The organism is Oxalicibacterium solurbis (assembly GCF_014635845.1).
Lineage (GTDB): Bacteria > Pseudomonadota > Gammaproteobacteria > Burkholderiales > Burkholderiaceae_D > Oxalicibacterium > Oxalicibacterium solurbis.
This window is the reverse complement of record NZ_BMDP01000004.1, coordinates 247,350-273,593: the sequence shown is the minus strand read 5'-3', so window position 1 is coordinate 273,593 and position 26,244 is coordinate 247,350. Positions and strand designations below refer to the sequence as shown.

Annotated in this window: 23 protein-coding genes; 17 read left to right on the top strand and 6 right to left on the bottom strand. The window is 57.9% G+C overall.

Annotation, left to right across the window (positions count from 1 at the left end; translation table 11 throughout):
• Positions 1–36 precede the first annotated feature (36 nt).
• On the top strand, positions 37–879 hold the full coding sequence (kdsA, locus tag IEV40_RS14140; RefSeq protein WP_188422718.1) for a 3-deoxy-8-phosphooctulonate synthase: 843 nt from the start codon (positions 37–39) through the stop codon (positions 877–879).
• Between the two features lie 124 nt (positions 880–1,003).
• Here the strand turns inward: kdsA and IEV40_RS14135 are convergent, their stop codons facing one another.
• The 3 genes from IEV40_RS14135 to IEV40_RS14125 form a co-directional block, all read right to left on the bottom strand.
• Positions 1,004–2,758, bottom strand: coding sequence for a bifunctional protein-serine/threonine kinase/phosphatase (locus IEV40_RS14135; RefSeq protein ID WP_188422717.1), 1,755 nt, complete (start codon positions 2,756–2,758; stop codon positions 1,004–1,006).
• 59 nt (positions 2,759–2,817) lie between these two features.
• Positions 2,818–3,630, bottom strand: coding sequence for a formate/nitrite transporter family protein (locus tag IEV40_RS14130; protein ID WP_188422716.1), 813 nt, complete (start codon positions 3,628–3,630; stop codon positions 2,818–2,820).
• 292 nt (positions 3,631–3,922) lie between these two features.
• Positions 3,923–4,621, bottom strand: a complete 699-nt coding sequence (locus IEV40_RS14125) for a pirin family protein (protein WP_188422715.1) — start codon at positions 4,619–4,621, stop codon at positions 3,923–3,925.
• 120 nt (positions 4,622–4,741) lie between these two features.
• On the opposite strand from IEV40_RS14125, the gene IEV40_RS14120 reads away from it, so the two are divergent.
• The 14 genes from IEV40_RS14120 (at position 4,742) to IEV40_RS14055 (ending at position 21,228) form a co-directional block, all read left to right on the top strand.
• The gene (locus tag IEV40_RS14120; RefSeq protein WP_188422714.1) at positions 4,742–5,680 is read left to right on the top strand and encodes a LysR family transcriptional regulator; all 939 of its coding nucleotides are present in this window, start codon (positions 4,742–4,744) and stop codon (positions 5,678–5,680) included.
• 3 nt (positions 5,681–5,683) lie between these two features.
• Positions 5,684–6,589 (top strand): tRNA glutamyl-Q(34) synthetase GluQRS, encoded by a 906-nt coding sequence (gene gluQRS / locus IEV40_RS14115; RefSeq protein WP_188422713.1) that lies wholly within the window; start codon positions 5,684–5,686, stop codon positions 6,587–6,589.
• A 304-nt stretch (positions 6,590–6,893) separates the two neighbouring features.
• Positions 6,894–8,075, top strand: a complete 1,182-nt coding sequence (locus IEV40_RS14110) for a DegT/DnrJ/EryC1/StrS family aminotransferase (RefSeq protein WP_188422712.1) — start codon at positions 6,894–6,896, stop codon at positions 8,073–8,075.
• Positions 8,076–8,127: 52 nt separating this feature from the next.
• On the top strand, positions 8,128–8,292 hold the full coding sequence (locus tag IEV40_RS14105; RefSeq protein ID WP_229724158.1) for an acyl carrier protein: 165 nt from the start codon (positions 8,128–8,130) through the stop codon (positions 8,290–8,292).
• Positions 8,293–8,299: 7 nt separating this feature from the next.
• Positions 8,300–9,340 carry a ketoacyl-ACP synthase III gene (locus tag IEV40_RS14100; protein WP_188422710.1) on the top strand — a complete coding sequence of 347 codons (1,041 nt, stop codon included), beginning with the start codon at positions 8,300–8,302 and terminating at the stop codon, positions 9,338–9,340.
• Between the two features lies 1 nt (position 9,341).
• Entirely contained in the window at positions 9,342–10,112 is a 771-nt protein-coding gene (locus IEV40_RS14095) for an SDR family NAD(P)-dependent oxidoreductase (RefSeq protein WP_188422709.1), read from the top strand.
• The gene (locus IEV40_RS14090) at positions 10,109–10,855 is read left to right on the top strand and encodes an SDR family NAD(P)-dependent oxidoreductase (RefSeq protein ID WP_188422708.1); all 747 of its coding nucleotides are present in this window, start codon (positions 10,109–10,111) and stop codon (positions 10,853–10,855) included. The genes IEV40_RS14095 and IEV40_RS14090 overlap by 4 nt, the downstream gene beginning before the upstream one ends.
• Complete coding sequence (locus IEV40_RS14085; protein WP_229724157.1) at positions 10,855–11,502, top strand: acetyltransferase; 648 nt, start codon at positions 10,855–10,857, stop codon at positions 11,500–11,502. The genes IEV40_RS14090 and IEV40_RS14085 overlap by 1 nt, the downstream gene beginning before the upstream one ends.
• 17 nt (positions 11,503–11,519) lie before the next feature.
• Complete coding sequence (locus tag IEV40_RS14080; RefSeq protein WP_229724156.1) at positions 11,520–12,653, top strand: aromatic ring-hydroxylating oxygenase subunit alpha; 1,134 nt, start codon at positions 11,520–11,522, stop codon at positions 12,651–12,653.
• Positions 12,643–13,266 carry an LbetaH domain-containing protein gene (locus IEV40_RS14075; protein WP_188422706.1) on the top strand — a complete coding sequence of 208 codons (624 nt, stop codon included), beginning with the start codon at positions 12,643–12,645 and terminating at the stop codon, positions 13,264–13,266. The genes IEV40_RS14080 and IEV40_RS14075 overlap by 11 nt, the downstream gene beginning before the upstream one ends.
• 15 nt (positions 13,267–13,281) lie before the next feature.
• Positions 13,282–14,508, top strand: coding sequence for an FkbM family methyltransferase (locus IEV40_RS14070; protein ID WP_188422705.1), 1,227 nt, complete (start codon positions 13,282–13,284; stop codon positions 14,506–14,508).
• Between the two features lie 15 nt (positions 14,509–14,523).
• Positions 14,524–16,479 carry a motility associated factor glycosyltransferase family protein gene (locus IEV40_RS14065; RefSeq protein ID WP_188422704.1) on the top strand — a complete coding sequence of 652 codons (1,956 nt, stop codon included), beginning with the start codon at positions 14,524–14,526 and terminating at the stop codon, positions 16,477–16,479.
• Positions 16,448–17,644, top strand: a complete 1,197-nt coding sequence (locus IEV40_RS14060) for a polysaccharide pyruvyl transferase family protein (RefSeq protein WP_188422703.1) — start codon at positions 16,448–16,450, stop codon at positions 17,642–17,644. Before IEV40_RS14065 ends, IEV40_RS14060 begins: the two co-directional genes overlap by 32 nt.
• A gap of 38 nt (positions 17,645–17,682) precedes the next feature.
• A complete protein-coding gene (locus tag IEV40_RS14055) occupies positions 17,683–21,228 on the top strand; it encodes a glycosyltransferase (protein ID WP_188422702.1) in 3,546 nt (1,181 codons plus the stop codon).
• A 78-nt stretch (positions 21,229–21,306) separates the two neighbouring features.
• Here the strand turns inward: IEV40_RS14055 and IEV40_RS14050 are convergent, their stop codons facing one another.
• The 3 genes from IEV40_RS14050 to IEV40_RS14040 form a co-directional block, all read right to left on the bottom strand.
• Positions 21,307–22,800 (bottom strand): DEAD/DEAH box helicase, encoded by a 1,494-nt coding sequence (locus IEV40_RS14050; protein WP_188422701.1) that lies wholly within the window; start codon positions 22,798–22,800, stop codon positions 21,307–21,309.
• A 293-nt stretch (positions 22,801–23,093) separates the two neighbouring features.
• Positions 23,094–23,519 carry a hypothetical protein gene (locus IEV40_RS14045; protein ID WP_188422700.1) on the bottom strand — a complete coding sequence of 142 codons (426 nt, stop codon included), beginning with the start codon at positions 23,517–23,519 and terminating at the stop codon, positions 23,094–23,096.
• Positions 23,520–23,635: 116 nt separating this feature from the next.
• Positions 23,636–23,923 carry a hypothetical protein gene (locus IEV40_RS14040; protein WP_188422699.1) on the bottom strand — a complete coding sequence of 96 codons (288 nt, stop codon included), beginning with the start codon at positions 23,921–23,923 and terminating at the stop codon, positions 23,636–23,638.
• A 502-nt stretch (positions 23,924–24,425) separates the two neighbouring features.
• Here IEV40_RS14040 and glgA point away from each other — a divergent pair.
• Both glgA and IEV40_RS14030 read left to right on the top strand, forming a co-directional pair.
• Positions 24,426–25,976: a glycogen synthase GlgA gene (gene glgA, locus IEV40_RS14035; protein WP_188422698.1), complete on the top strand. Its 1,551-nt coding sequence runs from the start codon at positions 24,426–24,428 to the stop codon at positions 25,974–25,976.
• 50 nt (positions 25,977–26,026) lie between these two features.
• Complete coding sequence (locus IEV40_RS14030; RefSeq protein ID WP_188422697.1) at positions 26,027–26,242, top strand: hypothetical protein; 216 nt, start codon at positions 26,027–26,029, stop codon at positions 26,240–26,242.
• Positions 26,243–26,244 lie beyond the last annotated feature (2 nt).

Genomic DNA, 26,244 nt, shown 5'->3' with positions numbered 1-26,244 from the left:
ACGCACAACAAGCGCCCAACCAGCGAGACCCACACCATGATCAATATCGGCGACATCAAGGTCGACAACAGCCTGCCCTTCGTACTGTTCGGCGGCATCAACGTGCTGGAATCGCGCGATCTGGCGATGCAGTCCTGCGAAGAATACGTGCGCGTGACGAGCAAACTCGGCATTCCCTACGTGTTCAAGGCTTCGTTCGACAAGGCAAACCGCTCGTCCATCCATTCGTATCGCGGTCCCGGCCTGGAAGAAGGCCTGCGCATCTTCGAAGACGTGAAAAAGACCTTCGGTGTGCCGCTAATCACCGATGTGCACGAGCCGCATCAGGCAGCACCGGTCGCGGAAGTGGTCGATGTGCTGCAGTTGCCGGCCTTTCTCGCACGCCAGACCGATCTGGTCACCGCGCTGGCGAAGACCGGCCGCGTCGTCAACATCAAGAAGCCGCAGTTCCTCAGCCCATCGCAGATGCGCAACATCGTCGACAAATTCCGCGAAGCCGGCAACGAGCAATTGATCCTGTGCGACCGCGGCAGCAATTTCGGCTACGACAATCTGGTGGTCGACATGCTCGGTTTCGGCGTGATGAAGAAGACCTGCAACAATCTGCCCGTCATCTTCGACGTGACACATGCATTGCAACAACGCGATCCGGGCGGTGCCGCATCCGGCGGTCGCCGCGAGCAGGTGCTGGATCTGGCGCGCGCCGGCATGGGTGTCGGCCTGGCCGGATTGTTTCTCGAAGCACATCCCGATCCGAAGGCAGCGAAGTGCGACGGCCCGAGTGCGCTGCCATTGGCGAAGCTGGAGCCCTTCCTCGCGCAATTGAAGCAACTGGACGATCTGGTCAAATCCTTCCCTGCACTCGACATCGAAGCCTGACTGATTTCGTGTCGCAAGAAAAAAGGGCGTCGATTGCGACGCCCTTTGCGTTTCTGCCCGCGGTCACCGCATCGTCGTGCAGACGATTACTCGGCCGCGCCGGCATTCGCAACCGTCAGAACGGCTAGCCATGGCCATGCATCGTCAACAGGTAGACCAGCACGACGATCGTTACGGACAACAGCAGCGACAGACTTTTCCAGAAAGCCAGCGGATTGCGCTCAATCAGCGGCGCGCGCGTGCGATTCAGAAAGGCCCGGTTCGGATGCCGCAGGTCGAACACAAATTCGGAAAGCTCCGCATAACGCTTTCCCGGATCGGGATGCACGGCCTTGCGCAATACATCGTCTATCCATAACGGAATCGCGAGATCGTCGTCCAGCACCGGTGTGTAGCGCAATTTCTGCTGCGCCGAACGCGTCCATGCCCGTGCTGCCTGCGCACCATACGGCAAACGGCCGGTCAGCAATTGATAGGCGATCACGCCGAGCGAGAACAGATCGGCGCGCGGCGAACCGCCTTCACCAAGAAAATATTCCGGCGCCGTGTATTGCAGCGTGCCGAGCATTTCCCGGCTGGCCGGCGTGGGCGATGCCTCGTCCAGCCCCGCTACGCTGGCCGCGCCGAAATCGATGATCTTCACGGTGCCGGTGGCATCGATCATGATGTTGTCGGGCCGCAGGTCCTGATGCAGCATTTCCAGTCGATGAAAGGCACGCAGACCGGCAGCAATCTGTTCGACGATGCCACGTACCGTTTCCAGATCCGGCTTCGGATGATCGATCATCCATTGCGCCAGCGTCTGTCCTTCGACGAATTCGGTCACCACATACAGGTAATTGCGCCGTCGCGTCTGTCGATACGGTTTCAGCACATGCGGGCTGTCGATGCGCCGTGCCACCCACTCCTCCATCAGGAAGCGTTCCAGATGAGAGGCATCGCCATGCATGTCGATCGATGGCGTCTTCAGCACGACGGTGTCGCCACTCGCCTCATCGGTCGCCAGGTACAGGTGACTGCGCGCGCTGGCATGCAAGGGACGCACAATACGATAACCGTCGAGTGTTGCGCGCGCGTCGAGCAGCGGCGGCAATGGCAGCTCCGTCAACTGCCGGTAGAGCTCGCCGGCATTGCGCGCCGGCAGCGCATCGATACGCACGATCTGCAGCGTCAGATTGTCGTCGCTGCCGTTCCGGTATGCCTGCTGCGCAATCAGCGTGGCAGCACGATCGAGATCATCGCCGTTTTTTTCGATGCTCTCGGTGACGAAGGCGGCATCGACATACTCATAGACACCATCGGTTGCCAGCACGAAGCAATCGCCAAGCTCGAGCGGTACGCCGAGATAATCGATCTCGACCTGCGGATTGACGCCAAGCGCACGTCCCAGATAGCTCTGTTCTTCGTGAATGCGTACGCGATGATCCTGCGTCAGTTGTTCGAGGGCGTTGCCGTGCAAGCGATAGATACGCGTATCACCAACATGAAACAGGTGCGCGGTATTCGATTTCAGCACCAGTGCGCTGAACGTGCAAACGTAACCGCGATCGCGATCGTAGCGATACGGACTGCGCTGGTTCTGCGCATGCAGCCACGAATTCACCGCCGTCAGCACGCGTTCGGCCGACGTCTTGACCGACCACGTCTCCGACGTGCAATAGTAGTCTTCCAGAAATCCCGTCACCGCCGACTGACTTGCATGCTGGCTGACATCGCTGCTGCTGATGCCGTCGGACAAGGCCACGGCGACGCCCTTGGCGCTCAATTGCGGTTCCATCGGCACGACGATGCCGTGGAAATCCTGATTGGCCGGCTTGCGACCCTTGTCGGAGTACTGCCCTGTCGCAATGCGCAGGACATCCGGCGCAACGTCGGTCATGGAAGTGTCATGCGCCACGCGCTTATCGGGAGCGCGCGGCGCACTGTGCACGGAAACGCTCAACGGATGGCGCGCTTGGCGCCGGTTTTCACATGGGTCGCGTACAGCGTCAGGCCGGTAAAGGTCAGGCCGCCAACCAGATTGCCCAGCAGCGTCGGAATCTCATTCCAGATCAGGTAATCGCCGACTGTGAAATTCCCTCCCATCATCATCGCCAGCGGAAACAGGAACATGTTGACGACCGAATGCTCGAACACCATGTAGAAGAACAGCATGATCGGCATCCACATTGCGATGACCTTGCCGCCGACTGTGGTGGAGATCATGGCACCGACCACACCGGTCGATACCATCCAGTTGCACAGCACGGCACGCACAAACAAGGTCAGCATGCCGGCCGCGCCCAGATTCTCGAAACCCAGCGTACGCGCTTCACCGATATGCGCAATGACCTGCCCCACCTTGTTCGGCTCTCCCGAAAAACCCGAGGTCAGCACGATCGCAATCAACACTGCCGTCGTCAACGCACCAAGCAGATTACCGAAGGCGACCAATCCCCAGTTGCGCAAGATGCCACCGACTGTGACACCGGCACGCCTGTCGAACAAGGCCAGCGGCGTCAACACAAACACCCCCGTCAGCAGATCGAAACCCAGCAAGTTAAGCATGCAGAAACCGATCGGAAACAATACCGCACCAATCAGCGGATTGCCCGTCTGCACGTTGATCGTGATTGAAAACGCTACCGCCAGCGCAAGGATTGCGCCCGCCATGTATGCACGAATCAAGGTGTCCTTGGTTGCCATGAACACCTTGGATTCCCCGATGTCGACCATCTTTGTCACAAATTCCGACGGTGCCAGATAAGCCATCACTTTCCCCTTTCATGATGAATAAAGATGTAGAGGAAATGCAGATATCGTGCCAGCGGCTTCGCAAACCGCGCCGGCTGGTCGCTTCCGGAGGGGGGCCGCGCCATGAAGACATGGCCGCGGAAGACCGCACACCATACTGGTGCAGTAGTGTTGCGACATCGGCAAGCGCCGGATGCACCATCGTAATTCACGTATTTCATGAAAACGTTAAGCCCGGCCATGAAATCGTGCACGGGCTGCTGCAATCATCGCGCATACGCCGCGCGCGATGATTGCAGGCAATACGGCATCACACCATATCGAACAGCAGCACTTCCGCCGCCTTGCCATGGGCGATATCGACCGATGCCGCATCGGTCATCTTCAACGCATCGCCAGCCTTCAGCGACACGCCGTTGACTTCGACCTCGCCGCGCGCGACATGCAGATAGGCGCGCCGACCCTGCGCCAGCGGCAGCGACGTCCGCTCGGCACCATCGAACAGGCCGACATAGACCTTCGCATCCTGATGGATCAGCGTCGAACCGTCGGCGGCATCGGGACTGGCGATCAGGCGCAGCCGGCCGCGCTTTTCCGCCGCATCGAAATGTTTCTCTTCATAGCTCGGCGGAATTCCTTGTACTGCCGGCTGAATCCAGATCTGCAGCAAGTGCGTTCCGTTTTCCTGTGACGGATTGAATTCCGAATGCTGCACGCCGGTGCCTGCGCTCATGCGTTGCACATCGCCCGGACGGATCGTGCTGCCGGTGCCCATGCTGTCGCGATGCGCCACCTCGCCCTCCAGCACGTAGGTGATGATTTCCATATCGCGATGACCGTGCGTGCCGAAGCCGGCACCGGCCACGATACGGTCGTCGTTGATCACGCGCAGCGGACCGAAACCCATGTGGTCCGGATCGTAGTAATCGGCGAACGAGAACGAATGATAGGAATCGAGCCAGCCGTGGTTGGCGTGGCCGCGGTCTTCGCTTTTGCGGATTTCGAGCATGATGTTGTCCTTTCCGTGAGTTTTATTGTGCAACTGGGTTCCACTATAGACTCGTAAAAGCAAACGAATAAGGGCATAATTCAGGACAACTTATTCAAATATTTTGAATACTCGTTTTCCATGACCCTGACGTTGGAAGCCATACGCATCCTCGATACGATAGACCGCAAGGGCAGCTTCGGCGCAGCGGCCGTCGCGCTCGATCGCGTGCCGTCGGCGCTGACCTACAGCGTGCGCAAGCTGGAAGACGAGCTGGACGTCCTGCTGTTCGACCGCCGCGGCCACCGCGCCAAGCTGACGCCGGCCGGCCAGGAACTACTGAACGAAGGCCGCCACCTGCTGCGCGCCGCCGCCGAGCTGGAACAGCGCGTCAAGCGCACCGCCACTGGTTGGGAAGTCGAACTGCGCATCGTGCTCGATGCCCTCATCCCGTTCGAACGGATGATGCCGCTGATCGACGAATTCGACAGCCAGAATGCCGGCACGCGGCTGCGCTTTTCGACCGAAGTGATGTCCGGCGTCTGGGAAAAACTGCTCGACGGCGAAGCCGATCTTGCCATCGGCGCATCGTACGACGGTCCCGAACTGATACGCGGCAGCAGCGGCTTTCGCGTGCGGCCGCTGGGCGAAGTCGAATGGGTATTCGCCGTCGCGCCTGATCATCCACTGGCCGCCTTGCCCGATCCCCTGCCAGCCGAGATCGTGCAGCAGCATCGTGCCGTGGCCGTCGGCGACAGCGGCCGCATGCTGCCCGGCGTGACGGCCGGCCTGCTGACCGGACAACCGACGCTGACAGTACCGACCGTGCGCGACAAGCTGGCGGCGCAACTGGCAGGCCTCGGATGCGGCTATCTGCCGCGCAAGTGGGCGCAACCGCATCTGGACTCCGGTGCGCTGGTCGAAAAACAGACCGACGCCATCAAACCCGGCGGCGCGCCGCAATATGCGTGGCGCACCGACGGCCGCGGCAAATGCCTGAAATGGTTCCTCGCCAAACTGGCAGAACCGCAGGCCCAGCAGATGCTGCTAGGCGCAGATGCAATGCGCAAGAACAAGTAAGCCATGACTCATTCGACATCTTCTTTCTCCGGTTACATCGGCCGTTTCGCGCCGTCGCCCAGCGGCCCGCTGCATGCCGGTTCGCTGGTGGCGGCAATGGCCAGTTACCTGGATGCGCGTGCTCACGGCGGCCGCTGGCTGGTCCGCATCGAAGACATCGACGAGGCCCGCACCGTCGCCGGCGCGGCGGATGCCATCCTGCATGCGCTGCAGGCATTCGGTATGCAACACGACGGCGACATTCTTGTGCAAAGCCGGCGCAAGGATGTATACCAGCGTGCGTTCGACCGGCTGACTGACTATACCTATCCCTGCGGCTGCACGCGCCGCGAAATCGCCGACTCGCGGTTAGGCACCGCGGCCGACGGCGCAGCCATCTATCCGGGCACCTGCCGCCACGGCCTCGCGCCGGGACGCGTAGCACGCGCGCTGCGGCTGCGCGTGCCGGACGTCGGCCAACCGGACGAAACGATCATCTTCGACGACCGCTGGCTCGGTCCGCAGGTGCAGCATCTGGCAACCGAAGTCGGCGATTTCGTGCTGAAGCGCGCCGACGGTTTCTGGGCCTATCAACTGGCCGTCGTCGTCGACGATGCGGAACAAGGCATCACACACATCGTGCGCGGCACCGACCTGCTGGAATCGACCGGACGGCAGATCTATCTGCAGCATCTGCTCGACTATCCGACGCCTTCTTACATGCACGTGCCGGTAGTGCGCAATGCGCAGGGCGAGAAACTATCGAAACAGACTGGCGCACGCGCACTGGACCTGACACGACCGCTGGATGAACTGCTGCTGGCTGCACGCTTTTTGCAACTTGACATCGCCCCGGCATCCTCTCTGGCCCACTTCTGGGAACAAGCCACGACAATATGGCGCATGAATTTTCTTGTTCCGCATCGTTAGGCCTTCAATTTCTGCCATCTCATCCGATAGCAAGAATAGAGGGATGGAAGCGTCTCTTCTCCTGCTTGACGCATATGGGACCGCATATTAGTCTTGCTCGACTAGAAACGCGTCGGCTCATCAAGTAAAAAAACAAGGCAGCGAACGTGGCAGAGGCATATGCAGATTTCGCAGTACTGTTCGACGCACATTTCAGCGGCGAGCTTCTGCGCTATCAAACCGATGCCATGCATGTTTGCAAACCGAACCGGGCTCGATCAACGTACATTGACTATCAAGCACGTTTTGCCATACGCGGCGCACCATGACCCACTTTCGCCCCATTCCATTGCTGGTGCCCCATTTGCCCGACAGGCATGCGCTTGCGCCTTATCTGGAACAGATTGATCACAACCGTCACTATTCCAACTTCGGCCCGCTCAACCATGCGCTGGAGGCACGACTGGCAAGCTTGTTCGAAGAACATGCCACGCATGCGGTCCACATCGCCACCACCAGCAGCGCCACGCTGGGACTGGAACTCACGCTGCACAACCTGGACCTGCCACCCGGCAGCGGCGTGGTGGTGCCGGCCCTGACCTTCGTCGCCTCGCTGACCGCCATCCTGCGCGCAGGTTACGTACCCGTGATCGCCGACATCGATCCCGACAACTGGCTCATCACACCCGAGATCGCCGCCGAAGCCGCAACCAAGACAGGCGCCAGGGCCGTGCTCGCGGTTGCCGCTTTTGGACAACCCCAGAATACGCAACGCTGGAGTGCATTTCAGCAAAAAACCGGCATCAAGGTCGTCATCGATGCCGCCGGCGCATTCGGCAGCCAGTGGACCGAAGCAGCCGACATTCCGGTGGTCTACAGCATGCATGCGACCAAATCGCTGGCTGCCGGCGAAGGCGGCTTTGTCGCCAGCGGCAACTCCGATCTCATCGACGAAGTGCGCCAGCTCAGCAATTTCGGCATCAACCTCGATACCCATGCAGGGCTCCCGGTCGGCCATCTGTCGCAGGTCGGCAGCAATGCCAAATTGTCCGAATATCACGCCGCCGTCGCGCATGCGAGTCTCGATCAATGGCCGGCACAGGCCGCGCTGCGGCAGCGGATCCATCGCACCTACCGGCAGACGCTGGATGCGTCTTGCGGCGAACATCTGCAATGGCAGGCTGGCGCCATACTCGCCGCGCCGACCACCTTCTGCGTGGGCATGGCGCAGGAAGCGCGCGCGCGCCTGGAACAACTCTGCCATGCGAGAGGCATTGCCACGCGACGCTGGTATCAACCTCTGCTGCACCAGCACGCGGCCAAGGTGGAGCCAACGATCAAGTTGCCGGTACCCGTGGCGGAATCCGTGGCGTCAGGCCTGATCGGCCTGCCGTTTTCGAGCTTCATGACGCAGGACGACATCACCCATGTCGCAGAGGCCGTCGGCCTAGCGACGGCAAACACCCGTATTCAATCTTCACTCACTCTGGATAGCCATCATGGATAACCTGGAAACATTTATCGAAAATTTCAATGCTGCCGTTGACTTTCAGGAGCCTGTGACCATCACAGCCGACACCAAACTGGAAAGCCTGCCGGAATGGGATTCGCTTGCAGCGCTCGGCGTCATCGTCATGTTCGATCTGGAATACGGCAAGACCATCACAGGCGAACACCTGGCGAAGGCCGTCACCATCCAGGATCTCCATCAACTGCTGGGCTGAACCCGACATGGCCGCCTCCACGCTGAAAAACGTGCGCTTCGCCGGCATGGCGAGCTGCGTTCCCAAACGCATCGTCTCCAACCTGACCGACTGCAAACCGCAGATTCGCGCCGAGCGCGAACGACTGGTGCGCAACATCGGCATCGAAACGCGACGCATGGCGCCAGAGTGGCAATGCTTCTCCGATCTCGCCTTTGACGCGACGGAAAAACTGCTGGACAGCCTGCAATGGCGGAAGGACGAGATCGACGCGCTGATCATCGTCACCCAGTCGCCCGACTATCCGATTCCGGCCACTGCGATCATCCTGCAGGACCGCCTTGGTCTGCCTCACACCACGGTTGCCTTCGACGTTAATCTCGGCTGCTCGGCCTATCCATTCGGCATCCACCTGCTGGGCTCGATGATTTCGGCCGGCGGCATCAGGAAGGGCCTGCTGCTGGTCGGCGACCGTAGCGCCACACTGAACGATCCGATTTTTTCCGATGCCGGCACCGCGACCGCACTCGAATTCGACGAGAATGCGCCACCGATGTATTTCGATCTCAACAGCGACGGCAGCGGCTACAAGGCCATCATGCTGCCAGTCGGTGGCCAGCGCGAACCGGTCGGCATGCAGCACCTGGTGCCATTCCGCGAAGATGAAAATGATCATTGGCATCGTGCAACCGATCTGGTGCTTGACGGTACTGCGGTATTGAGCTTTTCGACTCAACGTGTGCCACCTGCTGTCGAAAAACTACTGGCCTATGCGAGTGCCGGCAAGGATGAGGTGGATTACTTCATATTCCATCAGGCCAACCGCATGATCAATGAAACCATCCGTAAAAAACTTGGACTGCCAGCAGAAAAGGTTCCTTCGACCTTGCGCGACTTTGGCAACAGCAGCGGCGCCTCCCTGCCCTTGACCATGACGGCAAGAATCAACAAGGAACTGGAATCCGGCAAAAAGCGACTTTTGCTATCCGGCTTTGGCATCGGCCTGTCATGGGGAACGGCCTTGGTTGACATTGAAAATGCCAAGTTCCCGGATCTGATCGAGGCATAAGATGGAACATGCAAATTCTGCAGACGCCTTCAACCTGGAAGGCAAGCGCATTCTTGTTACGGGCGCCTCGTCCGGGATCGGGCACCAGATTGCCATTACCTGCGCACAGATGGGCGCAAAGGTCATCATCACTGGAAGAAATGAAACACGCCTGTCTTCCACTTTCGCCGCACTGGAAGGCAGCGGGCATTTGCAGATTAAGGCAGACCTGATTCAGACGGATGATCTGGAACGCCTTGCTTCCGAAGCAGGGATAGTCAACGGCATCGTGCATGCAGCAGGAATTTCACGCCTGACTCCGGCAAGACAGATCAATCAAGCGCACTTGGATGAAACGTTCGGCAGCAATGTGTATGCCCCATTATTGTTAACCAGGAAAATACTGGCAAAAAAGAGCATCGCCGCAAATGGCTCCATCCTGTTCGTTTCGGCGGTGGCCTCGCATATCGGTCCTCTGGCGAGCATCGCGTATTCAGCCAGCAAAGCAGCGCTGCTCGGCGCCATGAGAACGCTCGCGCTGGAAGTAACCAAGCAAGGCATTCGCGCCAACTGCATCGTACCCGGTTATGTGCGTACACCCATGCTTGAAAGACTGAACCAGAATGGCGGCAACATCGACGAATACACCAAGCTGACGCCGCTGGGTCTGGGCGAACCAGAGGATGTTGCATATGCCGCCGTGTTCTATCTGTCGGATGCCAGCCGCTGGATTACCCGCAATTATTTTGTCGTCGATGGCGGCCTGACCGTACCTATGGACGTCTACGCATGAACGATGCCCAACAAGCTTTCTCCCTGAAAGGGAAAACCATACTCGTGACCGGTGCTTCATCCGGCCTGGGCAAACAGATTGCCATTACCTGCGCACAACGCGGTGCGCGTCTTGTGCTCACCGGTCGCGATACCGCACGCCTGCAGGCAACTCATGATGCACTGGTGAGCGACGGACATATACAAATACAAACTGATCTGACTTCTGCCGAAAATCGTGAACGCCTCGTGCAAGCCACACCGACCATCAATGGTTTGGTGCACTGCTTCGGTGGGCAGATGCTGTCGCCGATCCGACTGCTGAAGGAGGAGCTGATGACAGAAATGTATCGACTCCACTTTCTAGCGCCAGTCATGCTGACCCAGCGCCTGTTACAGACAAACAGAATTGCATCGCAAGGATCGATTATTTTCATGCTGTCTACTTCCGCGCATATCGGTACGCGCGGCGTTGGTCCCTACTCTGCGATGAAGTCCGGGTTGTTGGGCATCATTCGCTGCCTTGCACTGGAACAAGCCAAACACAAGATGCGCGTCAACGGCATATCGCCCTCAGCTATCCCGACTCCGATCTGGGGCGAAGACAATGAACAAAACGATTACCTGAAGCAGCAGCGTGCGCGCCACCCGCTGGGGCTTGGCACACCGCAGGACGTTGCCAATGCGTCGGTCTATTTGCTGTCGGATGCCAGTCGCTGGGTAACCGGTACCAGCCTGATCATGGACGGCGGGGCAGTACTCTGATGCTGCGCGTACTGATTATCGGGGCCGGTGGCTGGGGGCGGGAAGTACTGCATCAGATGCTGGCCGATGCGGACCACGACAAGCTCTGGTCCATCGCCGGATTTCTGGATAATCGTTCAAACGTCCTCGACGGCTACGAGGTCGGGGTGCCCATCCTTGGTGATCCGCTAACTTACGTACCGCAGGAAGAAGACGTTTTCGTATGCGCGCTGGGCGATCCGCACTTGCGATACCAGTATGCCCAGCCGATTCTCGAAAAGGGCGGCACGTTCATTCCTGTTTGTACCGAATCTTTTCTGAGTAACCGTGTGCAACTCGGCACAGGTTGTTTTCTCGGACATTGGGTTCACTCCGGCCCCGACGTGCAGATAGGCGATTTTGTCACTATCCATGCATTGACCGTGATGGGACATGATGTACGTATAGGAAACTATGCGCACATCGGTGCCCAGGTATTCATGGGGGGCGGAGTGCAAATCGGCAATTTTGCAGTCATCCATCCACGGGCCACGATCCTTCCTGGCATCAAAGTGGGCGATGATGCGGTCGTGGGAGCTGGATCGGTCGTCCTGAAAGACGTGCCCGCTGGCGCTACGGTATTCGGCAATCCGGCCAAAATCGTCTTTCAAAAGACCGAGAAAGAATAGCGGCCATGCATTCCAGAATGCGTCCCCATTACTATCTGTCGACAGAAATATTTCAGCGTGAGCAAAGCAAGATTTTTCGCAAGGCCTGGCTGTTTGCAGGACTGAAGACGCTACTGTCCAAACAGAATGCCTTTATTACGCGAAAAATTTCCGGCATTCCCATCGTCATACAAAATTTCCATGGCGAGTTGCGTGCCTTCGAAAATATATGCCTGCACCGCAATGCCTTGTTGCAAACACAACCGGTTGGCCGACGCCCTTTGGTCTGCACCTATCATGCATGGCGTTATGATGCGAATGGGCAGGTTGACCACATTCCTGACTGCGACACCATTTATCGATTTGACAGCAAGGAAAAGTGCAATCTGAAACTACGTCAGTTTGCGCTCCATGTCGTAGGTAACGTGTTGTTCATTAATCTGGCTGACAAACCGATACCGTTCGAAGAACAGTTTTCGCCTGAATTCATTGAGCTTCTGGAAAGCAGCTCAAATACCTACGACTCCGAAGTCATGGTGACCACGTGGCATGGCAAGTTCAACTGGAAGCTGGCTTACGAAAACTTGCGCGATGCCAATCATCCACGTTTCGTGCATCCTAAAAGTCTGGCGAAAACGGTCAAGTTCACGCCCTCGGTCGATGACGCGCTCTTCCGTGAATCCGGCCTGCCGCTGACGGACACCTCGCCCTCCGCATTGCGTCACGAGATGCGGCGCTTCAGCTATGCAGGTGCCGACGCGCCAATTCCCGATCTACAACACTTAGGCTGGCATGAATCGGTGGAGCGCTGGGGTGATCAGGATTCCTATTACAACTGGCTGGCCTTTCCCAATTTGCACATCGCCAGCGCCAACGGCGGATTCTCGTTCACGCTCGAACATCACATTCCAATCGCGCCCGACCGCACCGATCTCGAAATCTACTGGTTCACTGCGCGCAAGAAGCAGGCTTATGCTTTCTCGCATCAAGTGCTGCTGGCACAGATGCACGGCAGCAAACTGGTGGTCGGCGAAGATGTGGAAATCATGGAACGGGTGCAGGCAGCCTTGCATGCCGACGCGCCGCTGCCGACCCAGGGCGCCTATGAATCCACTAACCGGCTGGTCGAACGCTGGTACACGACATTGATGGATGATGATCATGACATCTAGATGGATAGTAGGCGGTGGCACCTATCTCGAGCAGGCATTCCAAGCCTGGCAACAGGCACGGCCGGACGACGCTGTCAAAAAAATTGAATTGTCGCAAGGTCGCGATTACCGTTTCGATCTTGGCATACTCGATGAATTGAATCCGGCGCAGGGCACCATGTTCGTGGCATTCGATGAACGCTTCGGCAATTTCAAGCGCATGGAACTGATGCAGGCAGCAATGGAGCGCGGCTTCAAGCTGGAACCATTCATCCATCCGAGCGCTGCCATCAGTGCGGACGTCAACATCGGCATGAACGTCTTTATCGGTCCACACACCGTCATCGGCCATGGCAGCCGCATCGACTACAACACCGTCCTCCATGCCGGTGTGCACGTGGGACCCGGCAGTCGCATCAAGGCCTCCTGCTGGGTGGAGAATGGCGTACAGCTCGGCGCTAGCGTCGAGATCGGCACCCATTGCACGATACGCATGGGCGCTGCAATTCGTACCGGCATCAAGATCGGCCGTGGTGCCGAACTGGGCTGGCCCCAGCTCTACAGCAGCGACGTACCGAACAAGACAGTATTCGATGTTCGCTACGATGAACCCATCTTCACCTACGAGGGCTGACGCATGCTCAATTGCATGACTGCACGAACCAACCTGCAGAGCAAGACCGACATTGCCCCTCTTGCCATGGCTGACCATTTTCTGGCGGCAGCGCACGCGTTGGCTGCCGATCCCATGTTCGGCATCCCTCCCAACGTACGCGAAGTCATCGCACGCTGCGGCAATGCGACCAAGCTGGTCATTCTCGGCACCAAGGGCTTTGGTGCGCATTTGATGAACGTCAGGCACGAACGGCCTTGTGACGTCATCGCCGCAGTGGACGATTTTCGCTACCATTCGGGAGCTCTCTACTATGGTCTGCCGATCATCTCCACCGATCGTTTCATCGAACTCGCCAGGCATGATCGTGATCTCGTCGCGCTCAATACCTGTCGTTACGACAGGCCCAAGCGCTTCTTCGATCAGATATGTCGCACGCACGACATTCCGCATCTCAATTTCGAACAAGCGGTACGTGCCTTCAGCCTACAAGACAAAGTCGATTATCGCGTCGATGACTGGGGAGCCGACATCGCATGCAACATTCCGGCATTCCAGAGGTTGGCACAACGTTTGGCCGACGACTATTCCGTGCAGACGCTTTATGCTGTGCTGAATTTTCACCTCACCTGTGAACCGGAGTATTACCATGAGGTTGAACGCCCTTATTCCACGCTTTATTTCCGCTCGGGATTGCTGCGCTTTTCCGATTCGGAAAAGATGGTGGATTGTGGTGCTTCCATTGGTGAATCGCTGACTGGCTTGATCGGTGTGACGAAGGGAAGCTTCGAACGTGTATGGATGATCGAGCCAGACCGTATCAACCTGCAAACCCTGCAAAACGTTCTGCGCCGCTATGCCGGCACCAGCTTTGCTTCCAGGATCACAGTGCATGGCTGCGGCGCCGGCGAAAGCACTACCCAAGCCCCCTTCAACCACGAAGGCGGTCACGGTGGCTTCGTCAAACCGACAGATGCCGACTACGAACCAGCCGACTTGATCGACATTCGTCCTATCGACGACATCATCGATGATGCACCGACCTTCATCAAAATGGATATCGAGGGTTCAGAACTGTCAGCCCTCAAGGGGGCACGCCAAGTAATCTCGGCACACAAACCCAAACTGGCCATTTCTGCGTATCACCGTTCGACTGACTTGCTGGACTTGACCAGCTATATCCTCTCGATCCGCCCTGACTATCAGATCGGCTTGCGTCACCACACGCCGGATCGCTGGGATACTTGCCTTTACTTTTACTGAGCTGAATCGGTTTCCATGAATTTTTCCCGTATTGCCTGCCTGTCCGATCCACTGCAGGTATCGCGCGCGACATCCGAGGGCTTCTTCGATCTAGTGCGCGAACCGATCCGCCAAGGCAGCGGTATCGATATCGGCTACGCACCGGGAGGAAGGAAGCCACATGGCCTGCTACCGTCTTTCGATCTAGAACAGTTCCGTCGCTTCGCCTCACAGGAAGAGTCCATACCTCTGGCGACACTGTGGGCCGCGACGTATCACCGGATGCCGGCCGCAGCACAGGACTACCTTTTCTCCCACATTCCCGACGATACGCTGCTTTTGAGCTGCGATATTCCGCCATGGCTGAGACAGCAATGTCTGGCGCGCAGTATTCCGTTCATCGATTTGCGCCATGCGCCACTGGGGTTCGGCAGAGACCTGTTCATCGCCATTGATGCATCGGTCTCAACGTTGAAATTGCGCATCGCCAAACAACAAGTCGGCGAAGAAGAACTGCGACTGGAAGCCGCTTTGCTGGCTGCGAACATCCGTGCACACAGAAGACGTCTTGAAGAAACATCGCGCTATAACTTCAACCTGAATGATTGTCTGATCATTGTCGGCCAGCATCCGGATAGTGCGGCACTGATTGACTCACAAGGACGAAAGCAGACATTTACAGAGTTTGCGAACGAGCTACGCCAATTGGCGCAGGGTCGACGCGTACTTCATCTACCCGATTTCGGGGAAGATCACTTCACATTCCCAACACCCGCCAATGTACAAAGAGCCGAACTATCCGAATTGCTCGGCACCGTTGTTCCCCCCTGTCTTCAGAATAGTTATCAAATTTTAAGCAGTGACGACGATGTCATCCTGACCGGCATTTCTGCTGGACTGCTGCAGGAAGCCACATGGTTTGACAAACCAGCACATCCTTTGAGCGCGCCTTTCACACCAATGACACAGGGACATGACTCCGTCGCAGCGGGATATGCTGCGATACGTTTTCAGGATCTGATCGCTCCGGCCTTCTGGCATCAAATCTTGACGCCCTCCACGACACCGCCCCGACTGTCGCGTTTACCTCTACTTTCACGACATCACGCGCGCGAAACGCTGGATGTCTGGGGGGATTACGAGAAAGTGTTGAGTTGGGAGCGAACGCTGCCTTACCAGTTTTTCGAGCGGTCAGGGGGTGGATTGCTGCGACAAAAAATGGCAACGATGGAAAAATCGCCAACGTCCTTCAAGCATACGGATACGTACAGCAAAACGTCCACGCCCATTTCCCAGTTAAAAGATAGCAAGCGCGGGCAGACGGCCTATATTCTAGGGACAGCCCCCTCACTTAATCTGCTTGACATAGACACACTGCTGAAACGCGAATCCTTCTGGTGCAACAAAGCTTATGACCTGGAAAAAGATGGTCTGCGCTTTCAGCCGAAATACTATTTCGTTGCCGATCGCTTCTTTTTTCAGGAAGCAGCCGATCATGTCATGCAAGTACCGGCCGAAATCAAATTCTTTCGCAACGAGATTTATAGCCTCGCGCAGAAAAGTCATCCAGAGGAATCGAAAAAACAAAATATCATCGCATTTGAATCGATTCAAATTCCCGGTTCGGCCATGTGTGACGACGAAGAGAATTTTTCTTACGATCCATCCGTTCATCTCTACAGCGGATGGACAGTCGTGATGGATGCCATTCAATTCGCTTTTTATATGGGATACGACAAGGTTTATGTCGGCGGCGTCGATCTGGACTATAAAAAGCAAGCCTACTTCTGGGGCGGAACTGCACGCAATACCTTGCCGATCGATACGATTACCGATCGCATGCGGCAATCGTTTCTGGTAGCGAGAAAGCACTTTGAACGTCACGGCAGGACGTTGGCAAAGATCACCCCTTCTCCCAATCTTCCATTGGAATACATCGAAGATCCAGAAGTGCTTGCCGATGCCGGCAGCCAGAAAAACTATTTTCAATGAGCGCGGGAAATCACACCTGACACGTGATGAAAAATCAATGGCAAACGATTTGAAGAACGCATTACTGCTTAATGACACCTCAGCCTGGTATCACTGGGGCTGTACCGCAACTAGTCGCGGCGTGGGAGATGCATTACGTGACAGTGGATGGAACATCACTCCTATTCCGATTCTGGAAACCTATGGCATCAAACTTTCCCCCACAGAATGGAGTGCACAGAACGGTACGCAAGCTACAGAGACAGACGTGCTGGATGATGATGCTTATTTTGCTGAGTTCTCCGTGGCAAATCCGCAATGGATCAGGCGATTCAAGGAAACGAACGCCATCATCATCAATGGCGAAGGCACATTGCATGGCATGAAGCCGCATAGCTCTGGATTGCTGTATCTGGCTTATATAGCAAAGACCCGATTCGGATTACCGGTTTCCATCATCAATCACTCCGTCTATCCGCAAAGCGATGGAACGTTTGAAGCGCAAGGGCGCGCCGAATCGTTTTATACAAAGATTTATCGTGTCCTGGACCATATCGCCGTGCGCGAAACAAGAAGTCTGGAAAATTGCAAAAAGATGGGATGCGATGCCACATTGGCATTCGATTGCATGCCTTTGACGCTAAAGCGCCATTTTGATTTTTCCAACACGAAAAGGAAAAATACGTTACTGCTTTCGGGATGCGTTTCCTTCAGCGATCAAATGATCAAGCTGTATACCGATATCATCGGTTATGCCAATCGCAAAGGTATCGAGGTCGAATTTCTGATCGGAGCAGCCGATCACTTCTCACTCGACGACAAGGCCTTCGTTAATCAGCTAAGCACCTGTAACATCGGCAAATGGCGTCTGATACAGGCAACCAGCCTGGATTCCTGGTTTCAAACCATTGCAGAAGCGAGCCTCCTCATTTCAGGACGATTCCATCATACGATTGCAGCATTATGTCTTGGCACACCATTCATAGTCATGGAAAGCAACACTCCAAAAATTTCAGGCATGCTTGAAACTTTGGGATGTAATCCGGCACTTTCCGGCTTCGATCCTCAATTCAAGGGCAAAGCCTTTGCTCTTTTTGAAGACTCTTTTGGCAAAGAGGAAGACGCCCGGTTTCATCAATTGGCTGAACTGGCGGAAAAGAACTTCTCTCTACTGAATTGGCACTGAAGTCCGAACGCTCTTGCAATTTCATAAATCAGAACGCAATGAATAAAGAAATACTAGTCAGTGTCGTCATACCTGCCTATAAATTTCAATATCTGGAACGAGCACTCAACAGCATATCCATCCAAACCTATCCAATGCTGGAACTGATCATCTGCGATGACAGTGCAGATAACCGTATCAAAGATATAGTTGAGAAGATGTCGGAAAGCGTCAACTTCGCCATCTGCTACATGAAGAACGAGACGCGCATTGGAGAACTTGCCGGCACCGCCAAGGGCATCAAGCTTGCCAAAGGGAAGTACATCAAGTTCCTGCATGACGACGATGAGCTCGAGCCCGATTGCATCGCGTCGCTAGTGGCCGTGATGGAGAACGAAGCCGACATCGCGCTGGCTTCATCAAGGCGCCGGCGTATCGACGACGAAGGCGAACCGCTGCCAGACATCCTCGCCACCTCTTTCCCGTTTTCCGGCGATGTAATCATCAACGGCAAGGAGCTGGTCTCGTTTCTCGGCGACCACACCATCAATTTCATCGGCGAACCGAGTTGCATCCTGGCGCGGCGCGATGATTTGCTGGAAATAGCCGATGAACTGATGTCGCTCGATGGCAATATCATCCACTGGGTTGGCGATCTGGCGCTTTATGCCAAGCTGCTGCAGAAAGGCAATCTGGCTTTTCTTGCGCAACCGTTGACCAGGTTTCGCGTTTCTCGCGCACAGTACAGCCAGGCGGGCCGCGATCGAGCAAACATCGGCGAAAAATGGCACGTCGCTTTCCGCCAAGCTGTGCGTAATCTCGGCTGGTATCGCACCAACGGCAACAACCGTCTCGTGCAAGTTGCACCGATCACGCGGGTCCAGACGCGCCTGTTCAAACCGGTGGACCTGCTGGCCTCACTGCAACGCGCTTACGGCCTCGGTAGCGTGACATTGTCCAACTGGCTCGGCGCACGCTATCCAAGTCCGGCGCAGCAACAGCTGATCGAGCAGCGACTCACTGCGTTGAACGGTGGTCCCCGCATTGCTGTCGTGCTGCTCGACCGCACCGGTGCGCCTGAGGCAATCGCACGCACGCTGGATAATCTGGAACAGGTCAATCTCTATCGCAATGTGGAAGCATGGGTATGCTCGCCGTTGCCACTTTCCACCTTCGAAGGCCGTGCGAAGACTGTTCGTCTCGAGTCGGGCTGCGAATGTGCGGATGTCGTCAATCGCATCGTTGCCGAAACTGAAGCGGACTGGGTACTGCTGACACAAGCCGGTAGCGAGTTTCTGCCGAGCGGCCTGCTGATGGCGGCACTCGATCTGCCTACTCTGCCCGATACCTGCCACGCCGCGTATGCGGACGAACTCGTACGCCATGGCGACGATGCGCTCGGCATACTGCTGCGCCCGGACATGAATCTCGATCTGCTGTTGAGCTCTCCCGCCGGCTTGTCCGCACACTGGCTGTTCCGTCGCGCGACGCTGCTCGAGCAAAGTGGCTTCAAAACCGATTGCGGACAGGCGTTCGAACTCGATTACCAGTTGCGCCTGATCGAGCAATTCGGCCTGGGCAGCATCGGACACATCGCCGAACCGCTATTGACGGCGACTCCGACAGATGTCGCCGATGCAGTCGGTATGCAGACTCATTCCGAACAACGACAAGCCGTCATCCGGCAGCACCTGCAACGGCGCGGCTACAAATATGCCGTCGTCAACAATCACCTGCCCGGCTGTCACCAGATCGACTACGGTCACGACGCACAACCCGTCGTCAGTATCCTGATCGTGGTTCACGACAGGTTGCTGCAGATTCAGCGCTGTCTCGAAACCCTGCTGGAAAACACCGGCTACGCCAAATACGAAGTGCTGCTGCTCGATCACGGCAATCACGAATCGGCCATCCGCAACTGGCTGGACGGCATTGCGGCACTGAACAGTCCACAGCTGCGCGTACTGCGCTTCGATGCGGCCCGTTCACGTGCGAGCATTTGCAACGAAGCGGCGCAACAGGCTCGCGGCGATTTTCTGCTGTGGCTGGAAGATGGCGCCGGCCTCCTGCACAAGGACTGGCTGCAGCAGCTTCTCAATCATGCGCTACGGTCAGAGGTCGGCGCGGTTGGTGCCAAACTGCTGTCGGCCGACGGCACGATCCGCCACGCAGGACTGCTACTCGGACTTCACGGCCCCGTCGGCCGTGCCTTCGAAGGATTGGCGCACAACGACAGCGGCTACATGTATCGCCTGCAAGTGGAGCAGAACTACGCGGCACTCAGCGGCGAATGCCTGATGCTGCGACGCGAGCTGTTCCTGCAGACCGGCGGCTTCGACGAAGAACCACTGCTGGCGCGCTGGACCGACGTCGACCTGTGCCTGAAGCTGCAGCAGGCCGGCTATCTGAACGTCTGGACACCTCGAGCCACGCTGCTGATGGACATGCCGCCCGACACCGCTGCCGGCACGGCGGAAGAGGATGCAATGTACGCACGCTGGCTGCCCGTGCTCGCGCACGATCCATCCTATAACCGAGGCTTTTCCCTGCAGGAGGAACAGGCTTTCCGGCTGGCGGAACCGGAGCTGGCATGGCAACCGCTGCAAAGCTGGCGCCCCCTGCCGACCGTCCTCGCGCACCATGCCGACTTGTACGGATGCGGCCACTATCGCGTCATCCAGCCGGCACTGGCAATGGCGGATGCCGGACTGATCGATGTCGCCCTCACCGCCAGCCTGCTGCTGCCGGCCGCGCTCGAACGTCACGCGCCCGACGCCATCGTGCTGCAACGGCAGACCACGCCGGAACGCATCGAAGCCATGCGCAGGATCAAGACGTTCTCGCGGGCGTTCAAGGTCTACGAACTTGACGACTATCTGCCCAACCTGCCGATGAAGCATCAATATCGGCAGCGAATCTCGCAGGGCGTTCTCAAACTGCTGCGACAGAGCATGGGAATGGTAGACCGCTTCGTGGTCTCGACCGAGGCGCTGAAGGAAGCGTTCGCCGGCCTGCATCCGGATATCCGCGTGATCGAGAATCGTCTGCCGGTAAGCTGGTGGAGCGATCTGCAGAGCCGCCGCCGGATTTCCGGCAAGCCGCGTGTCGGCTGGGCCGGCAGCGCCAGCCACAGCGGCGACCTGGAGATGATCGCCGACGTCGTGCGCGAACTGGCAAACGAAGTCGAATGGGTGTTCTTCGGCATGTGTCCCGCAAAGCTGCGGCCCTTCATTCATGAATACCATCCGGGCGTGCCGATCACACAATATCCGCAGGCGCTCGCCGGCCTCGATCTCGACCTGGCGCTGGCGCCGGTGGAAGACAATCTCTTCAATCAATGCAAGAGCAATCTGCGGCTGCTGGAATATGGTGCCTGCGGCTTCCCCGTCATCTGCAGCGATGTGCGCTGCTATCAAGGCACGGATCTGCCGGTTACGCGGGTGAAGAATCGATTCCGTGACTGGGTGGATGCCATTCGCATGCATCTTGCCGATCTCGATGCCACGGCGCGCATGGGAGACGAATTGCGGCAGGCAGTCCGCAAGGACTGGATGCTGGAAGGCGAACACCTGCATGCGTGGCGCAAGGTGTGGTTACCGGATTAACGAAAAGGGAATAAAAGGGACACAATGAAAAAGGGCGCCGCAGCGCCCTTTTTCATTCTGCCAGGAAGCCCCAGGAACCTAGCGCTTGCCGCCCAATAACGCGGCGACTTTCTGTTTCTGCGGCTTGATCGATGACTTATTCTCCGCCAGCTTGGTTTCGCCTGCTGTCTCGGACGACGGCACATAAGGCTGGGTGAAAAACGGGTCCAACGGCTGCTTGCGCGGCGCGGCATAGGCACCGCGCGCACCCGGCGTATAGCTGTGGCCGCTATGCGTGTTGTGTGCACCTTGCGCGCCATGGGAATTGCGGCTGCCGCGTCCATCGTCGCGGTCACGCTCGCGGCGTCCGCCGCGTTCCGCGCCGCGATCCGATCCACGATCACGTCCGCTACGCGGCACGAAGCCCGTCAGCTCGACCGGTGTCAGCTTCTGCTTGGTCAGTTTTTCGATATCAGCCAGCAAGCGCGCATCCTTTTCCGAACACAGCGACAGCGCATCGCCGGTGGCGCCGGCACGGCCGGTGCGGCCGATGCGGTGCACATAGTCTTCCGCGTTGTACGGCAGGTCGAAGTTGATCACGCACGGCAGTTCGGCGATATCGAGGCCGCGCGCGGCGACGTCGGTGGCGACCAGCACTTCGACGCCGCCAACCTTGAACTGCTCCAGCGCCTGCATGCGTTCCGACTGCGATTTGTCGCCATGGATCGCCGAGGCCTTGACGCCTTCGGCAACCAGATGGCGCGCCAGGCGCGAGGCGCCGATCTTGGTGTTCGAGAACACGATCACCTGCTTCAGGTTGCGTTCGCGAATCAGGTGCGAGACGGCATCGCGCTTCGCTTCCTCTTCGACCTTGTAGATGATCTGCGTGACGTTTTCGTTGGTCGCGTTGCTGCGCGCGACTTCGATCGTCACCGGATTCCTCAGGAAGCTGCCGGCCAGTTTCTTGATCTCCGGCGAGAAGGTTGCGGAGAACATCAGGTTCTGCCGCTGCTTCGGCAGCAGGTTGATGATGCGCTGCAGGTCGGGCAGGAAACCCATGTCCAGCATGCGGTCGGCTTCGTCCATCACCAGCATCTGCACTTGGCCGAGGTTGATGTTTTTCTGTTCCACGTGGTCCAGCAGGCGGCCCGGCGTGGCGATGACAATTTCAACGCCGCCTTTCAGGATCACGGTCTGCGGCTTCATGTCCATGCCGCCAAACACCACAGTCGAACGCAGCGGCGTGTGCTGGGCGTAGGCTTTCACGTTATCGGCCACCTGGTCGGCCAGTTCGCGCGTCGGCGTCAGGATCAGCGCGCGCACAGGATGGCGCGCCGGCGAGGCGCTGGCGTTCGCATGCGCCAGCAGGCGCTGGATGATCGGCAGCGAGAAGCCGGCGGTCTTGCCGGTACCGGTCTGCGCCGCGCCCATCACATCACGTCCCTGCAACACCACGGGAATCGCCTCGGCCTGGATCGGCGTCGGATGCACATAGCCCTGGTCGCTCAAGGCGCGCAGGATTTCCGGCGCAAGGCCGAAATCCTCGAAACGGACGGTAGGTGCGGTGGATGGTGCAGATTGGTTGTCGGACATGGTGGTCGGCTGGTCTTGCCGTCAATACAGGCGGGCGGATTGAAAAGTGCAGCGCTGCCGCAGCGTCTTCCGCGAAGACCCGGTTTCTTTCAGATAGTGATTGGCTTGATGACGATGAGGGGAATGCCCGGCCGCGACCGGGAGAAAATCCGATGCGACGCTGCATTCCCGGCCGCCGCGGCCCCGCCTCGACGGAAAGCCGACATTATACGCCCGAAGCATAAAATCCGTGATTTATCAACGATTTGCGGCAAACGGCAAGCTCCCGCCCGTCAGCCGGGCAGCGTGCCGGTTCAGCGGCGAATCAATGTCAGCGTATAGCGCGACGACGTTCCCTGCCGTGCGGCGGCCCGTATCAGGTAGACCCGCACCGTGTAGTTGCCTGCCTGCTCGACTTCGTGCATCCAGTGCATCTCGCCTTCGATCATGCCGACATACAGCGCCGTCTCGCTGCCGGGCGACAGCACATTGAACGCGGTGGAGGAAGCCGCAGACGCCTTCAGCGCCACATCCAGCGTGTCGCCTGCTTCCAGATGAACGATGTAATCCTGCGCATCGCGCTGTGTGCCCTTCAGCTTGCCGAGCAATTGCACCGGCGCGTCGTGCGACAGCGCGACCTCGGCAGCCGGAATGGATTCCTGCGCCGGCGCAGCCAGCGGCACGGCCAGCAGACATAACGCCAGCAGGCGGCGCATTGCATCGCGCATGTTCGTGCTCATGGTTGCATTCATGTTCGCTGCCACTTCACAGAAATCTGTTCACGCAAGTCTGGCGTGTCTTGTGAGACGGGAAACGAACGATAGCACGGCCCGCATCGCACAGAACACCACCCGTATCAGGCGTAGCGCACCACCGCGCGGTGTGAGGCTGCCCTGCCCTGTTCGTCCGGCTGTGGTTCCTCCATCGCGATTTCGGCGCGGATGAACGACATCGCAATACGCAACGCCTTCTGCCGCGCGTCGTAGGCAGAACGCTCGGTGCGGCTGATCGTGCATGCGCGCGCCGCCGCACCGCCGTCGCGCCAGAAACGGAAACCGCCGCGCCACTGGCCGGACGCGAATCCCCAATCCTGCTCCTCCACAAACACCTCGATCCGGTAGCCGCAATACTCGATGGCGGACATCTCGCTTTCTCCTTGCACACAGTGAGCGCCGACATGGTTCGCCGGCGCAAAAACGACGAGTATATCCATATATGTATTTCAACTACATAATGAAATGCGACACCCGGCAGGCATTTATTTTTATTTGCCGATAAATGCCGCTTATGAAGCAACGCGGAAGAAATGTGAACGGGTCCGGATCGATACGAATCAATAAGGATTGATATGCATCGACACGAATCCATGCAAATTCACGGGCATGGATCATGCATAGGCAATTGATGTCAGGCATGAATCTGCATCACATGTGTGCACCGTCGTTTCGCCATGCGGGAAAAATTTTCCCGACAGGAAATTTTTCTGACATACCAAGATGCGAACCTTCATCAGGTAACGTTTTCTTACAAATTGTCGCGGCAGTGTCTGATTCGCCCGACACATATCGTTCGGTATCGTGAACGTACGGTGAGCAACGATGCAATCCGCTCCTTGTCGCCGCCGACTAATGAAAAGGGAGAAGCAAATGCCGCAACCACGTGTTCTTCTCGTCACCTCGGAAGCAGTGCCGCTGGTCAAGACCGGCGGTCTGGCAGACGTCATCGGCGCATTGGCGGCATCGTTGTCGACATCCTATGTGGATGTCACCATCCTGATTCCCGGTTATCCATCGGCCGTGCGCAATACGCTCGGCCTGAAGAAAATCGCCGACCTGCCCGCACTGCCCGGCGGCGACGCCGAACTGTTCCTGGGCACGATGCCGGACAGCCGCGTCAAGGTCTTGCTGCTGCGTTCGCCGCTGTTCGACAGGCGCACGGCCAATCCCTATATCGATCACAGCGGCCACGAGCTGGACGACAATGCAATCGCCTTCGCATCGCTCGCGCATGCCGCCGTGCGCATCTGCGCCGGCCGCGCAAACTATCCGGTGCCGCATGTAGTGCAAGCCAACGACTGGCACGCCGGCCTGATCGCCGCACTGATGAAGCTGGAAAACATCACCGACGTCGGCTCCGTGATGACGATCCACAATCTCGCCTTTCAGGGCAACTACCCAATCGAGATCGCACCGCAGATCGGCATCCCGCAAGAGATGATCACCGAGGACGGCATGGAATTCTGGGGCAAGATGAGCTACCTGAAGGCCGGCATCGCCTGGTCCGACTGCATCACCACCGTCAGTAAAACGTATGCGAAGGAAATCCTGACCGAGCGTTTCGGCTACGGCATGCAGGACATGCTGAACCGCCGCAGGCATGTGCTGCACGCGATTCCGAATGCCGTCGATCTCGACGTCTGGCATCCGGAAACCGACAAGCTGATCAAACGCAACTTCAGCGTCGACAACCTCGCCGGAAAATCTGCCTGCAAGCGCGATCTGCAGAAACAGTTCGGCCTGCCGATTCAGCAGTTCACGCCGCTGATGGCGATCGGCAGCCGCATCACGCACCAGAAGATGGCAGACCTGATCCTGGCCGCGATGCCGCGCATCCTGCACGAGCATCCGCATCTGCAGATCGCAGTGCTCGGCTGCGGCGAACCGCAGTACGAGGAACAGTTCCGCCAGCTGGCCGAGCAGCATCCGGACCGCATCGGCGTCTACATCGGCTACGACGAACGGCGCGCGCACGCGCTGCACGCCGGCGCCGACATCCTGCTGCATCCGACGCGCTTCGAACCGTTCGGCCTGACACCGCTCTATTCGATGCTGTACGGCACGATTCCCGTTGCATCGCGGGTCGGCGGCCTGTGCGACACCATCGTCGATGCCGGACGCGACTACCTGCCGGTTTCCGAAGCCAACGGCATCCTGTTCGACGGCGAAGAAGCCGACGATCTGGTCGCAGCGATCACGCACGCGCTGCATCTCTACATGCGCCCGGCCGCCTGGCAATCGATGCAGCGCCATGCGATGCAGGGCAACTATTCGTGGAGCGGCCCGGCCGCGCAATACATTCAGCTGTACGCGAAGATCGCGCCGCTGCCGGCACGGCAGCTGTTCCTCGACCTGCTCAAGTCCCGTCCCAGCAAACAGCCTGTCGTCGTAAACCCGTCCCACTACAAACTCATTGCATGAGGGGAGCCGACGTACTGCAAACGACGCGCACAATGAAGGCAACGGCAGCGATGACGGCAATCGCCGCCGGGGTTTCCTGTGCGCGACGCAGCGCATGGCTGAATGCGGGGCGCAATTTCCGCAGCATGGATGCACCGGTTTTTGCGTCGCCAGTTTCCGAATCATCGGCTCTCGAATCATCGCTTTCCGAAGCACCAGTTTCTGATTCGCAAGCTTCCGATTCACGATTTTTCGATTCACAAGCTTCATCCACCGCGCCACGCTGATC